Source organism: Pseudomonas wuhanensis (assembly GCF_030687395.1).
Lineage (GTDB): Bacteria > Pseudomonadota > Gammaproteobacteria > Pseudomonadales > Pseudomonadaceae > Aquipseudomonas > Aquipseudomonas wuhanensis.
In genome coordinates, this window is record NZ_CP117430.1 from 4,628,087 (window position 1) to 4,641,460 (window position 13,374).

Below are 13,374 nucleotides of genomic sequence, written 5' to 3' on the forward strand. Positions count from 1 at the left end.
TCATGCAGCCTTCACTCACGGAACGTTATCGCGCAACCCTGCTGGGGCTTGCTTGTGGGGATGCCGTCGGCACCCGCGCCGAATTCCAGCCGCGCGGCTCGTTCGCCCCTCTGACCGATATGGTTGGGGGCGGCCCGTTCAATCTGAAGCCAGGGCAATGGACCGATGACACTTCCATGGCACTTTGCCTGGCAGAAAGCTTGCTGAACAAAAAAGGTTTTGATGCGGCCGACCAAATGGGCCGTTATCTCAACTGGTGGCAACGGGGTTACCTGAGTTCGACCGGCGAATGCTTCGACATCGGTATGACCGTACGTGAAGCGTTGACTCGTTATCTGGAAAACCGTCAGCCATTCGCGGGATCCACCGATCCCTACACAGCCGGCAACGGTTCGCTGATGCGGTTAGCGCCAGTAGTGTTGTACTACTTTCCCGACCTCGACCGGATCAGGAGGTTTTCCGCAGACAGCTCGCGCACTACACATGCAGCACCAGAGGCACTTGAATGCTGTCAGTTGCTTTCCGATCTGATCCGCAAGGCATTGCAAGGCGCGCCCAAGCAGGATTTACAGAGCCTGCCAGAGACGACGTTCGTGGAACCGAAGGTCGCGAGCATCGCCCGAGGCGATTACCTCGGAAAATCCAAAGACGATATTCGCGGTAGCGGTTACTGCGTTGCATCACTGGAAGCGGCCTTGTGGTGCTTTCATCACACTGACAGTTTTGAAGCCGCCATCCTCGAAGCCGCGAACCTGGGCGACGACGCCGATACCACTGCCGCCATCGTCGGCCAGTTGGCCGGAGCCCACTACGGTGTGCAGGCCATCCCTGACGGCTGGCTGGCGAAATTGCACATGCGCGAAGATATCGAGGCCATGGCTGACGCCCTGCTTCGGGCAGCCACCGCTGCCGCCATCTCAGCCACGCAACCAGGCAAATCCCATGAATAACCTGCATGGCAGCTGCTTGTGCAAAGCCATTGAATACGAACTTGATAGCCTCGACATGCCCATCAGTCACTGCCACTGCCACACCTGTCGCAAGGCACATGCAGCGGCATTCGCCTCAACGGCCGGGGTCATGCGTGAGCATTTTCGCTGGATAAAAGGACAGGACCGGCTAAGCACCTATGAGTCGTCGCCAGGCAAGCTTCGGCATTTCTGTTCGATCTGCGGATCGCATCTGATGGCAGAGCGCTTTGCCCAACCCCATGTAATCGTTCGCGTGGCGACTCTGGACGATGATCCGAAAATGACACCTCAGGCTCACATCTGGACGTCCCACGACGTGTCCTGGCTTGAATATGAATCGAATGAGAAATGTCCGGAGTGGCAGGTATAAATTCTGAACAGCGCAGCGCTTTTGTGGCGAGCGGCAGATTCGTTGATTAATCATCCGCTTCGCTACACTGCACCTCAACTTTCCAATGTCACCACGAGAATCACCCATGCACCCACGCTTTCTCCTGGCGCTGACGCCGCTGCTGTTCACCACCATGGCGCATGCCGTGGACTGTGCCAATGCGAACGACCAGGGCACCATGAATCAGTGCGCTGCCGAGCAATACAAAGCGGCTGATAAAGAGCTGAATACGCTTTACCAACAAATCACCAAACGATTGAAAGACAATCCCGATGCCAAGAAGCTGCTGGTCAGCGCGCAACGCAACTGGGTGGCGTTTCGTGATGCCGAGTGTGAGTTTTCGACCTCTACGGTGTCGGGCGGCAGTGTGTATCCGCTGATCTACAGCCTGTGCAACACCAACCTGACCAAGGCCCGCGTCGAAACCTTCAAACGCTACCTCACGTGTGATGAAGGCGATATGAGTTGTCCGGTGCCTGGGGCGTGATGCTGCGGTGTTCTTGAGGGCCTCTTCTCGGGCAAGCCTCGCTCCTACTGGGGACTGCGATACACAAATTGTGTATTTACCAAAAATCCAATGTAGGAGCGAGGCTTGCCCACGAAGGCGTCCGCTCAGACACCACAATTACCGAACAATATTTGCGCCGTCGTGATCGCCATAAGCGATTGAGCACGCCGAACATCAGGTTAGGGTCCTTGGGCCTGACCCTGCTTCTTGCCTTCGGGATACACGCCGCACCGCCAACGTGGTGCGGCGTGACGCAGGTTCAGCGGTAAAACGGAGGGTGAATGCCTTTGTGAGCCTCGATTTCTTGCCGCATGTCAGCCACTAGCGACGCGATCGCGTGGGGGCTATCCAGTGTCCATACCGGAACATGGGTGGCCACCAGATCCACTTTCCCGGTCATGCAATCGCAGACCCGTATTGTCAGAGACTGGTCTGCCTCCATGCTGCAAGTGCACACAGCGGGCAAAAAACTATGTTCAATGATGTTTTGAATTTCCAGGGTTGAAAGGAACATCGCTACCTCCCTCACGCCAAGTGTGTGGGCGGGCGAATGCTCCCTCATTCACCCACTAGCCCGAAAATTCTAATCCTCAATAGCAGGTGTCTCAAGATCGTAACAGGTTGCTCGTCGTCTCATTGGTTGTCGCGATTTACGACAACTTTTATGTGTGAACCTGCTCTGTGAGGCCTTGATCCTCAGACTTGAGGGTCGCCCGGCGTTTTGCTCGGCACGGCGTATTGCGGCTTCAGGTGACCGTCCTGATCGAGCAGCCAGGCGTCCATGATCTGCCGCACCACGGGACCGGCAACGCGACCTCCGGCCTCGCCGTTTTCGATCATGACCGAGATGACAATCTTCGGATGTTCGGCCGGGGCGAATCCGACGAACAAGGCATTGTCACGGTTGCGCTCCAGGGTTTTCGCCCGGTTGTAGCGCTCACCCTGCTTGATCGCCACCACTTGCGCCGTACCACTCTTGCCGGCGATGCGGTATTGAGCCCCCGCCGCTGCCGCTCGGGCAATCCCGCGAGCGTCGTGCATCACCATCTGCATGCCATGGTTGACCTGATCCCAGTCACGCGGGTCCTTGAGCAGGATGTTCGGCATCGGATGCTCGTCCACCGGCGCTACGCCATCCACCGTTTTGGCAAGGTGTGGTCGGTTCCATACACCTTTGTTGGCGATCAGCGCGGTGGCTTGGGCCAATTGCAAAGGGGTGACCTGCATGTAGCCTTGGCCGATGCCGAGGATCACTGTTTCGCCGGGGAACCACGGCTGACGGCGGGTCGCGCGTTTCCAGGCCTGGGATGGCATCAACCCCGCAGACTCTTCGAACATGTCCAGCGAGACCTTCTCGCCAAGTCCGAACATCGCCATGTAGTCGTGCAGACGGTCGATCCCCAGCTTGTGCGCCAGATCGTAGAAGTAGGTGTCGTTGGAGCGCATGATCGCCGCGTCCATGTCCACCCAGCCATCGCCACTGTGGTTCCAGTTACGGTACTTATGATCGAAATCCGGTAGCTGGTAATAACCCGGATCGAAGACGCGAGTCTGCGGGGTGACCACCCCGGCGTCGAGGCCTGCAATCGCCACTTCCGGCTTGATGGTCGAGCCCGGGGCGTAGAGACCACGCAGCACACGATTGAACAGCGGCCGGTCGATGGAATCGTGCAGCGCCGCGTACTCCTTGAAGCTGATTCCCGTCACGAACATGTTCGGGTCGAAGCTTGGCTTACTGACCATGGCCAGCACTTCACCGGTCGACGGGTCGAGAGCAACCACCGAGCCACGGCGATCGCCCAACGCCTCCTCGGCAGTTTCCTGAAGTTTGACGTCTAGGCTCAGTACGATATTTTTACCGGGGACCGGATCGGTGTGTTTGAGCACTCGCAGCACGCGGCCTTGAGCGTTGGTCTCGACTTCTTCATAACCCACATGGCCGTGCAACTCGGACTCGTAGAATTTCTCGATGCCGGTCTTGCCGATGGATTGGGTGCCACGGTATTCCACCGTATCCAGGGCTTTGGATTCTTTCTCGTTGATACGGCCGACGTAACCGATCGAATGGGCAAAGTGTGCGCCCATCGGGTAGTGGCGAACGAATTGTGGCTCTACATCGATCCCGGGCAAGCGGAACTCGTTGACTGCCAACACCGCAATCTGTTCTTCGCTGAGTTCATAGAACAAGGTGACGGGCACGAAGGGGTGTCGAGCCTGCTTCATCGCCTTGTCGAACAGCGTGCGGTCTTCAGAAGGCAGGTGCAGGAGGTTGACCACGTCATCCAGCTCTTCTTTGACGTCGGAGGCGCGTTCGCGGGTGATGGTCAGGTTGAAACTGGGCCGGTTGTCCGCCAGAAGCACGCCGTTGCGGTCATAAATCAACCCACGGGTAGGGGCGATCGGCAATACATGTACACGGTTGTTTTCGGAGATCGTCGAGTGGTAGTCGTACTCGACCACCTGCAGAACATACAACCGCACCACCAGCGCGCAGGTAATAGCGACGACGAACAAGGCGCAGGCCATCAGTCTTTTATTGACCAGGCGCGTCTCTTTTTCGTGGTCCTTGATCGGTATCGGTTCAGGCATTTCTGCAGCAGCTCTTTGACTGTAGAGGAGGTGCCAATCCGTAGGCTTGAAGTCAGTCCGTTAAAAAATGAGCTGCACCATACCAAAAACGGCGCGGTCACTTTAGCGCGTCTGCCAAAATTTCATAAACGATGCGGCTATCGCTCCACAACACTTTCCTGCGGACAAAACAAAACCCCTACCTGCATACGCAGATAGGGGTTTCGGAATTTAATCTTGACGATGACCTACTCTCACATGGGGAAACCCCACACTACCATCGGCGATGCATCGTTTCACTGCTGAGTTCGGGATGGGATCAGGTGGTTCCAATGCTCTATGGTCGTCAAGAAATTCGGTAGCCAGCTCGTGTTCTCTTGCGAGGTCACGCTCCAGCGAATGGGTATGCGATAGTTTGTGTGTTTGTTTCTCGAACTTTCGGTTCGTTTCGTCTTCACACACCGCAATCTGGTGCCTCTTCAGGTCAGCAAATTGCTTGGGTGTTATATGGTCAAGCCTCACGGGCAATTAGTATTGGTTAGCTCAACGCCTCACAGCGCTTACACACCCAACCTATCAACGTCGTAGTCTTCGACGGCCCTTCAGGGGACTCAAGGTCCCAGTGAGATCTCATCTTGAGGCTAGTTTCCCGCTTAGATGCTTTCAGCGGTTATCTATTCCGAACATAGCTACCCGGCAATGCCACTGGCGTGACAACCGGAACACCAGAGGTTCGTCCACTCCGGTCCTCTCGTACTAGGAGCAGCCCCTCTCAAATCTCAAACGTCCACGGCAGATAGGGACCGAACTGTCTCACGACGTTCTAAACCCAGCTCGCGTACCACTTTAAATGGCGAACAGCCATACCCTTGGGACCGGCTTCAGCCCCAGGATGTGATGAGCCGACATCGAGGTGCCAAACACCGCCGTCGATATGAACTCTTGGGCGGTATCAGCCTGTTATCCCCGGAGTACCTTTTATCCGTTGAGCGATGGCCCTTCCATACAGAACCACCGGATCACTAAGACCTACTTTCGTACCTGCTCGACGTGTCTGTCTCGCAGTCAAGCGCGCTTTTGCCTTTATACTCTACGACCGATTTCCGACCGGTCTGAGCGCACCTTCGTACTCCTCCGTTACTCTTTAGGAGGAGACCGCCCCAGTCAAACTACCCACCATACACTGTCCTCGATCCGGATAACGGACCTGAGTTAGAACCTCAAAGTTGCCAGGGTGGTATTTCAAGGTTGGCTCCACGCGAACTGGCGTCCACGCTTCAAAGCCTCCCACCTATCCTACACAAGCAAATTCAAAGTCCAGTGCAAAGCTATAGTAAAGGTTCACGGGGTCTTTCCGTCTAGCCGCGGATACACTGCATCTTCACAGCGATTTCAATTTCACTGAGTCTCGGGTGGAGACAGCGCCGCCATCGTTACGCCATTCGTGCAGGTCGGAACTTACCCGACAAGGAATTTCGCTACCTTAGGACCGTTATAGTTACGGCCGCCGTTTACCGGGGCTTCGATCAAGAGCTTCGCGTTAGCTAACCCCATCAATTAACCTTCCGGCACCGGGCAGGCGTCACACCCTATACGTCCACTTTCGTGTTTGCAGAGTGCTGTGTTTTTAATAAACAGTCGCAGCGGCCTGGTATCTTCGACCGGCGTGGGCTTACGCAGTAAATGCTTCACCCTCACCGGCGCACCTTCTCCCGAAGTTACGGTGCCATTTTGCCTAGTTCCTTCACCCGAGTTCTCTCAAGCGCCTTGGTATTCTCTACCCAACCACCTGTGTCGGTTTGGGGTACGGTTCCTGGTTACCTGAAGCTTAGAAGCTTTTCTTGGAAGCATGGCATCAACCACTTCGTGTTCTAAAAGAACACTCGTCATCAGCTCTCGGCCTTAGAATCCCGGATTTACCTAAGATTCCAGCCTACCACCTTAAACTTGGACAACCAACGCCAAGCTGGCCTAGCCTTCTCCGTCCCTCCATCGCAATAACCAGAAGTACAGGAATATTAACCTGTTTTCCATCGACTACGCTTTTCAGCCTCGCCTTAGGGACCGACTAACCCTGCGTCGATTAACGTTGCGCAGGAAACCTTGGTCTTTCGGCGTGGGTGTTTTTCACACCCATTGTCGTTACTCATGTCAGCATTCGCACTTCTGATACCTCCAGCAAGCTTCTCAACTCACCTTCACAGGCTTACAGAACGCTCCTCTACCGCATCACCTAAGTGATACCCGTAGCTTCGGTGTATGGTTTGAGCCCCGTTACATCTTCCGCGCAGGCCGACTCGACTAGTGAGCTATTACGCTTTCTTTAAAGGGTGGCTGCTTCTAAGCCAACCTCCTAGCTGTCTAAGCCTTCCCACATCGTTTCCCACTTAACCATAACTTTGGGACCTTAGCTGACGGTCTGGGTTGTTTCCCTTTTCACGACGGACGTTAGCACCCGCCGTGTGTCTCCCATGCTCGGCACTTGTAGGTATTCGGAGTTTGCATCGGTTTGGTAAGTCGGGATGACCCCCTAGCCGAAACAGTGCTCTACCCCCTACAGTGATACATGAGGCGCTACCTAAATAGCTTTCGAGGAGAACCAGCTATCTCCGAGCTTGATTAGCCTTTCACTCCGATCCACAGGTCATCCGCTAACTTTTCAACGGTAGTCGGTTCGGTCCTCCAGTTAGTGTTACCCAACCTTCAACCTGCCCATGGATAGATCGCCCGGTTTCGGGTCTATTCCCAGCGACTAGACGCCCTATTAAGACTCGCTTTCGCTACGCCTCCCCTATTCGGTTAAGCTCGCCACTGAAAATAAGTCGCTGACCCATTATACAAAAGGTACGCAGTCACCCAACAATGTGGGCTCCCACTGCTTGTACGCATACGGTTTCAGGATCTATTTCACTCCCCTCTCCGGGGTTCTTTTCGCCTTTCCCTCACGGTACTAGTTCACTATCGGTCAGTCAGTAGTATTTAGCCTTGGAGGATGGTCCCCCCATATTCAGACAAAGTTTCTCGTGCTCCGTCCTACTCGATTTCATGGCCAAGAGATTTTCGCGTACAGGGCTATCACCCACTATGGCCGCACTTTCCAGAGCGTTCCGCTAATCTCAAAGCCACTTAAGGGCTAGTCCCCGTTCGCTCGCCACTACTAAGGGAATCTCGGTTGATTTCTTTTCCTCAGGGTACTTAGATGTTTCAGTTCCCCTGGTTCGCTTCTTAAGCCTATGTATTCAGCTTAAGATACCTAACTTATGTTAGGTGGGTTCCCCCATTCAGACATCTCCGGATCAAAGTCTGTTTGCCGACTCCCCGAAGCTTTTCGCAGGCTACCACGTCTTTCATCGCCTCTGACTGCCAAGGCATCCACCGTATGCGCTTCTTCACTTGACCATATAACCCCAAGCAATCTGGTTATACTGTGAAGACGACATTCGCCGAAAATTCGCGATTAAACTCACAAATTTTACCTTAGCCTGATCACCACCAGTGAAAGTGGCCATCAGTCTATCTTTCTATCACATACCCAAATTTTTAAAGAACGATCTAATCAAAGACTAGAAATCAACATTCACCATCGTCACGATGGAATGCTCATTTCTAAGCTTTCAACAAACAGAAGCAGTAGTGGTGGAGCCAAACGGGATCGAACCGTTGACCTCCTGCGTGCAAGGCAGGCGCTCTCCCAGCTGAGCTATGGCCCCGTATTTCTACAGGCGTTTCCCACACAAAATTGGTGGGTCTGGGCAGATTCGAACTGCCGACCTCACCCTTATCAGGGGTGCGCTCTAACCAACTGAGCTACAGACCCAATTTCGGGCTGCTTCTTATCGTCTTCTTCAATGAATCAAGCAATTCGTGTGGGAACTTATGGAGCAGCTGATGTCGTCGATTAAGGAGGTGATCCAGCCGCAGGTTCCCCTACGGCTACCTTGTTACGACTTCACCCCAGTCATGAATCACACCGTGGTAACCGTCCTCCCGAAGGTTAGACTAGCTACTTCTGGTGCAACCCACTCCCATGGTGTGACGGGCGGTGTGTACAAGGCCCGGGAACGTATTCACCGCGACATTCTGATTCGCGATTACTAGCGATTCCGACTTCACGCAGTCGAGTTGCAGACTGCGATCCGGACTACGATCGGTTTTATGGGATTAGCTCCACCTCGCGGCTTGGCAACCCTCTGTACCGACCATTGTAGCACGTGTGTAGCCCAGGCCGTAAGGGCCATGATGACTTGACGTCATCCCCACCTTCCTCCGGTTTGTCACCGGCAGTCTCCTTAGAGTGCCCACCATTACGTGCTGGTAACTAAGGACAAGGGTTGCGCTCGTTACGGGACTTAACCCAACATCTCACGACACGAGCTGACGACAGCCATGCAGCACCTGTCTCAATGTTCCCGAAGGCACCAATCCATCTCTGGAAAGTTCATTGGATGTCAAGGCCTGGTAAGGTTCTTCGCGTTGCTTCGAATTAAACCACATGCTCCACCGCTTGTGCGGGCCCCCGTCAATTCATTTGAGTTTTAACCTTGCGGCCGTACTCCCCAGGCGGTCAACTTAATGCGTTAGCTGCGCCACTAAGAGCTCAAGGCTCCCAACGGCTAGTTGACATCGTTTACGGCGTGGACTACCAGGGTATCTAATCCTGTTTGCTCCCCACGCTTTCGCACCTCAGTGTCAGTATCAGTCCAGGTGGTCGCCTTCGCCACTGGTGTTCCTTCCTATATCTACGCATTTCACCGCTACACAGGAAATTCCACCACCCTCTACCATACTCTAGCTCGTCAGTTTTGAATGCAGTTCCCAGGTTGAGCCCGGGGATTTCACATCCAACTTAACGAACCACCTACGCGCGCTTTACGCCCAGTAATTCCGATTAACGCTTGCACCCTCTGTATTACCGCGGCTGCTGGCACAGAGTTAGCCGGTGCTTATTCTGTCGGTAACGTCAAAACAATTACGTATTAGGTAACTGCCCTTCCTCCCAACTTAAAGTGCTTTACAATCCGAAGACCTTCTTCACACACGCGGCATGGCTGGATCAGGCTTTCGCCCATTGTCCAATATTCCCCACTGCTGCCTCCCGTAGGAGTCTGGACCGTGTCTCAGTTCCAGTGTGACTGATCATCCTCTCAGACCAGTTACGGATCGTCGCCTTGGTGAGCCATTACCTCACCAACTAGCTAATCCGACCTAGGCTCATCTGATAGCGCAAGGCCCGAAGGTCCCCTGCTTTCTCCCGTAGGACGTATGCGGTATTAGCGTCCGTTTCCGAGCGTTATCCCCCACTACCAGGCAGATTCCTAGGCATTACTCACCCGTCCGCCGCTCGCCACCAAGTACAAGTACCCGTGCTGCCGCTCGACTTGCATGTGTTAGGCCTGCCGCCAGCGTTCAATCTGAGCCATGATCAAACTCTTCAGTTCAAACATCTTTGGGTTTTTAAGAAACCCTAAACTTGGCTCAGCAATCGTTGGTTACATCTTTGATTTCTCGCGGAGTAACTTGTGATGCTGATAATCTTGTTGACTATCAGTCTGACCCCACAAGCACCCACACGAATTGCTTGATTCAGTTGTTAAAGAGCGGTTGGTTAAGATCTTTCGTCTCAACCGAGGCGCGCATTCTACAGCAGCCCCTGTTGCTGTCAAGCGGTTATTTTCAGAAGTTTTCAAAGTTTCCTTTGCAACTTCAACCACTTGCGCTTCCGATCTCTCGTTAGCGGGAGGCGAATTCTACAGCGTTACTCGCTGCTGTCAACACCTCTTTTCCTCCGCTTTCGACCGAGAAGATCGAACCGTCGATAAGGCGAAAACACACTGCCCTACCAACTCCTTCTGGCTTCGATGAACTGAAGCGTAACCACTGCCGAAAACCGCGTAACTCTTTGTTTACCAATGAGTTTTCCGTTTCGACTGCGCCGGAAGTGGGGCGAATTATAGACTTCCAGAATCTGCCGTCAACCCCTGATTTGGTTTTTCTATCAGGATATTCAAAAACCCTGCTTATATATAGACGCGCCCACAACGAATGCGCAGTATATTGCCCAACACATAAAACAATACTCTCGCTTGCTACTTCGGACGATGCCACGCAATGAATGATCACCCCCGCAGCCTTGCCTCGACCCTGTTCTCGGTTGGCCTGCTCTTGATAGCCATGGCATCGATCCAGTCCGGAGCTTCCCTGGCCAAAAGCATGTTCCCGGTTATCGGTGCTCAAGGAACGACCACCCTGCGATTGATCTTTGCCAGTGTGATCATGCTGCTGCTATTGCGCCCATGGCGAGCGAAGCTCACTGCGAAATCCCTGCGCACCGTCATCGTCTACGGAATGGCGTTGGGCGGCATGAACTTCCTCTTCTATATGTCCTTGCGCACCGTCCCTCTGGGTATCGCCGTAGCCCTGGAGTTCACCGGCCCATTGGCAGTCGCTATTTATGCCTCACGTCGAGCGATCGACTTTCTATGGATCGCTCTGGCAGCCTTGGGTTTACTGCTATTGATTCCGACAGGCGCCACGAGCGCAGGCATCGATCTGGTCGGCGCAGGTTATGCCCTGGGTGCTGGCGTCTGCTGGGCGTTGTACATCCTGTTCGGCCAGAAGGCCGGTGCTGATAATGGGGTGCAGACCGCAGCATTGGGCGTGATGATTGCCGCCCTGTTCGTAGCGCCCATCGGCATTGTCCACGCTGGCGCCGCGTTACTGACACCCTCGTTGATTCCCGTGGCCATCGGGGTCGCCATTCTGTCCACCGCCCTGCCTTATACCCTGGAGATGGTCGCGCTCACACGGATTCCAGCCCGAACCTTCGGTACGTTGATGAGCATCGAACCTGCGATTGGCGCGCTGTCCGGCCTGTTGTTCCTCCAGGAATACCTTTCCCTGTCACAGTGGATGGCTATCCTGTGCATCATTCTGGCTTCCGTCGGCGCGACCCTGACCATGGGGAGTACCGCCAAGCCTGCGGTCGCAGCGGATTGAAACAAGATTGACGAAGGTCTGGTATTTACCGCTCAATTAGGCCATGTTTAGGCTACGTAACTCAGTGTCAGACATGGATTTTTTTCAGATAGGGATATCAGAACGCTTCAAGCAAAAGCGAATGCAGGCAGACCCAGGCACAGATCCGGGGCCGCTATTAAGGACAGCAATGAAACGAATTTTGATACTGATCGCCGTACTTGCAATTGCGGGCTGCGCAGCGACCTCCAAACCCCAGACGAAACACGGCAAGAAAGGACTGCATATCAACTGTTCGGGGCTCTCGTCCTCGTGGGACAAGTGCTACACCAGCGCCGCCAATTCGTGCGCGCCCAAGGGTTACAAGGTCATCGCCAAGTCAGGGGACGCGGTGGAAGAGCCCGGTGACTATCCCTTCGGCCTCAACCCTGCAGGCTATACCAGCCGCAGCATGATCGTCATCTGCAAGTAACCCTCCTTCCCTATCGGGCTTGCGTAGCCCGATAGGCGCTCCGCCCGGATACTGCTAACGTTCGTCAGTCAATGACCGTTCAGCAAAGGGCGATATCCATGACCACCGCTATCAATAACAAGAAAATCGTATTGGTCGTCGGCGCAGGTGATGCCACCGGCGGCGCCATCGCCAAACGTTTTGCCCGTGAAGGTTATGTCGCCTGCGTCACCCGTCGCAGCGCAGACAAACTCCAGCCATTGGTAGAGTCCATCACAGCCAGTGGCGGCGAGGCTCACGGTTTTGCCAGCGATGCGCGTAATGAAGAAGACGTGATTGCGCTCATCGAGCAGATCGAAACCGAGCTCGGCCCCATTGAAGCGTTCGTCTTCAATATCGGCGCCAATGTGCCTTGCAGTATTCTCGAAGAAACCGCCCGCAAGTATTTCAAGATTTGGGAAATGGCCTGTTTCTCAGGGTTTCTCAACGCCCGTGAAGTGGCCAAGCGCATGGCCACCCGCCAACGGGGCACGATCCTGTTCACCGGCGCCACTGCTGGCCTGCGCGGCGCCGCAGGTTTCGCCGCTTTCGCCGGGGCCAAGCACGGGATTCGCGCCTTGGCACAAAGCATGGCCCGCGAACTGGGACCGATGAACATCCACGTCGCCCACGTCGTAGTTGATGGCGCCATCGACACCGACTTTATCCGCGACAACTTTCCGGAAAAATACGCGACCAAGGATCAGGACGGCATTCTCAATCCCGAGCATATCGCCGACAACTATTGGTACCTGCACAGCCAGCCACGGGATGCCTGGACCTTCGAGCTGGATCTGCGCCCCTGGAACGAACGCTGGTAGGCCCTCCCCCTACAACAACAAGAAGAGCACATCGACCATGAGCAAAACCGTGGAGTTCTTTTTCGACCTCGGCAGCCCCGCCACTTACCTGGCCTATACTCAACTGCCGAAGATCTGCAAACAGACCGATAGTCAGCTGATCTACAGACCGATGCTGCTGGGTGGCGTCTTCAAAGCTACTGGCAATGCTTCCCCCATCACCGTACCGGCCAAGGGTCGCTACATGTTCCAGGACCTGGACCGCTATGCCAAACGCTATGGCGTACCGCTGAAGTTCAACCCGAATTTCCCGATCAACACCCTAATGCTGATGCGTGCTGTCACAGGGATGCAACTGCGCCATTCCGAACGCTTTCAGGCGTTTATCGATTGCCTGTTTCACGCGCTTTGGGTTGAAGGACGCAGTCTCGATGATCCAGCGACCGTTGCCGCCGTATTGACGCAAAACGGTTTCGACCCGAATGATGTGCTGGCGCTGACCGCCGATGAGAACGTCAAAGCCGCGCTCAAGGAAAACACCGAGGAAGCGGTGCAACGCGGTGTATTCGGCGCACCGAGCATGTTTGTCGGGAGTCAACTGTTCTTCGGACAGGATCGGCTGGACTTCGTCCTTGAAGCCCTGCGCGCGCAATAGCCAGACATGAATCAGG

Annotated in this window: 9 protein-coding genes, 2 tRNA genes and 3 rRNA genes; 7 read left to right on the forward strand and 7 right to left on the reverse strand. The window is 54.6% G+C overall.

The window, feature by feature from the left end; translation table 11 throughout:
- The first annotated feature begins 2 nt into the window (after positions 1-2).
- The 3 genes from PSH88_RS21295 to PSH88_RS21305 all read left to right on the forward strand — a co-directional run bounded on the left by PSH88_RS21295 (position 3) and on the right by PSH88_RS21305 (position 1,849).
- A complete protein-coding gene (locus PSH88_RS21295; protein WP_305422478.1) occupies positions 3-950 on the forward strand; it encodes an ADP-ribosylglycohydrolase family protein in 948 nt (315 codons plus the stop codon).
- Positions 943-1,341, forward strand: a complete 399-nt coding sequence (locus tag PSH88_RS21300; protein WP_305422480.1) for a GFA family protein — start codon at positions 943-945, stop codon at positions 1,339-1,341. The genes PSH88_RS21295 and PSH88_RS21300 overlap by 8 nt, the downstream gene beginning before the upstream one ends.
- A 106-nt stretch (positions 1,342-1,447) precedes the next feature.
- Positions 1,448-1,849 carry a lysozyme inhibitor LprI family protein gene (locus tag PSH88_RS21305; protein ID WP_305422481.1) on the forward strand — a complete coding sequence of 134 codons (402 nt, stop codon included), beginning with the start codon at positions 1,448-1,450 and terminating at the stop codon, positions 1,847-1,849.
- Positions 1,850-2,129: 280 nt separating this feature from the next.
- On the opposite strand, the gene PSH88_RS21310 is transcribed toward PSH88_RS21305, so the two are convergent.
- The 7 genes from PSH88_RS21310 to PSH88_RS21340 form a co-directional block, all read right to left on the reverse strand.
- Positions 2,130-2,384 (reverse strand): DUF1652 domain-containing protein, encoded by a 255-nt coding sequence (locus PSH88_RS21310; protein WP_030131459.1) that lies wholly within the window; start codon positions 2,382-2,384, stop codon positions 2,130-2,132.
- A 182-nt stretch (positions 2,385-2,566) separates the two neighbouring features.
- The gene (gene mrdA, locus PSH88_RS21315) at positions 2,567-4,459 is read right to left on the reverse strand and encodes a penicillin-binding protein 2 (RefSeq protein ID WP_305422483.1); all 1,893 of its coding nucleotides are present in this window, start codon (positions 4,457-4,459) and stop codon (positions 2,567-2,569) included.
- Positions 4,460-4,673: 214 nt separating this feature from the next.
- Positions 4,674-4,789: ribosomal RNA gene (rrf, locus tag PSH88_RS21320) — 5S ribosomal RNA — on the reverse strand.
- Between the two features lie 156 nt (positions 4,790-4,945).
- Positions 4,946-7,837, reverse strand: a 23S ribosomal RNA gene (locus PSH88_RS21325).
- A gap of 235 nt (positions 7,838-8,072) precedes the next feature.
- Positions 8,073-8,148, reverse strand: a tRNA-Ala gene (locus tag PSH88_RS21330).
- A gap of 30 nt (positions 8,149-8,178) precedes the next feature.
- Positions 8,179-8,255: transfer RNA gene (locus tag PSH88_RS21335), tRNA-Ile, on the reverse strand.
- Between the two features lie 82 nt (positions 8,256-8,337).
- Positions 8,338-9,876, reverse strand: a 16S ribosomal RNA gene (locus PSH88_RS21340).
- The 16S, 23S and 5S rRNA genes sit together here with 2 tRNA genes alongside, the layout of an rRNA operon.
- 670 nt (positions 9,877-10,546) lie before the next feature.
- Between PSH88_RS21340 and rhtA the strand changes: the two genes are divergently transcribed.
- The 4 genes from rhtA to PSH88_RS21360 all read left to right on the forward strand — a co-directional run bounded on the left by rhtA (position 10,547) and on the right by PSH88_RS21360 (position 13,358).
- The gene (gene rhtA, locus PSH88_RS21345; RefSeq protein ID WP_305422485.1) at positions 10,547-11,434 is read left to right on the forward strand and encodes a threonine/homoserine exporter RhtA; all 888 of its coding nucleotides are present in this window, start codon (positions 10,547-10,549) and stop codon (positions 11,432-11,434) included.
- A 169-nt stretch (positions 11,435-11,603) separates the two neighbouring features.
- A complete protein-coding gene (locus tag PSH88_RS21350) occupies positions 11,604-11,885 on the forward strand; it encodes a hypothetical protein (protein WP_192344142.1) in 282 nt (93 codons plus the stop codon).
- A 98-nt stretch (positions 11,886-11,983) separates the two neighbouring features.
- A complete protein-coding gene (locus PSH88_RS21355) occupies positions 11,984-12,724 on the forward strand; it encodes an SDR family oxidoreductase (protein WP_305422487.1) in 741 nt (246 codons plus the stop codon).
- A 37-nt stretch (positions 12,725-12,761) separates the two neighbouring features.
- Positions 12,762-13,358, forward strand: coding sequence for a 2-hydroxychromene-2-carboxylate isomerase (locus tag PSH88_RS21360; protein ID WP_305422488.1), 597 nt, complete (start codon positions 12,762-12,764; stop codon positions 13,356-13,358).
- The last annotated feature ends 16 nt before the right edge of the window (positions 13,359-13,374 follow it).

What these genes read in the sequence shown, in the direction of transcription:
- PSH88_RS21295 (WP_305422478.1), top strand. Translation starts at nt 3, where the DNA reads ATGCAGCCTTCACTCACGGAACGTTATCGCGCAACCCTGCTGGGGCTT.
- PSH88_RS21300 (WP_305422480.1), top strand. Translation starts at nt 943, where the DNA reads ATGAATAACCTGCATGGCAGCTGCTTGTGCAAAGCCATTGAATACGAA.
- PSH88_RS21305 (WP_305422481.1), top strand. Translation starts at nt 1,448, where the DNA reads ATGCACCCACGCTTTCTCCTGGCGCTGACGCCGCTGCTGTTCACCACC.
- PSH88_RS21310 (WP_030131459.1), bottom strand. Translation starts at nt 2,384, where the DNA reads ATGTTCCTTTCAACCCTGGAAATTCAAAACATCATTGAACATAGTTTT.
- mrdA (WP_305422483.1), bottom strand. Translation starts at nt 4,459, where the DNA reads ATGCCTGAACCGATACCGATCAAGGACCACGAAAAAGAGACGCGCCTG.
- rhtA (WP_305422485.1), top strand. Translation starts at nt 10,547, where the DNA reads ATGAATGATCACCCCCGCAGCCTTGCCTCGACCCTGTTCTCGGTTGGC.
- PSH88_RS21350 (WP_192344142.1), top strand. Translation starts at nt 11,604, where the DNA reads ATGAAACGAATTTTGATACTGATCGCCGTACTTGCAATTGCGGGCTGC.
- PSH88_RS21355 (WP_305422487.1), top strand. Translation starts at nt 11,984, where the DNA reads ATGACCACCGCTATCAATAACAAGAAAATCGTATTGGTCGTCGGCGCA.
- PSH88_RS21360 (WP_305422488.1), top strand. Translation starts at nt 12,762, where the DNA reads ATGAGCAAAACCGTGGAGTTCTTTTTCGACCTCGGCAGCCCCGCCACT.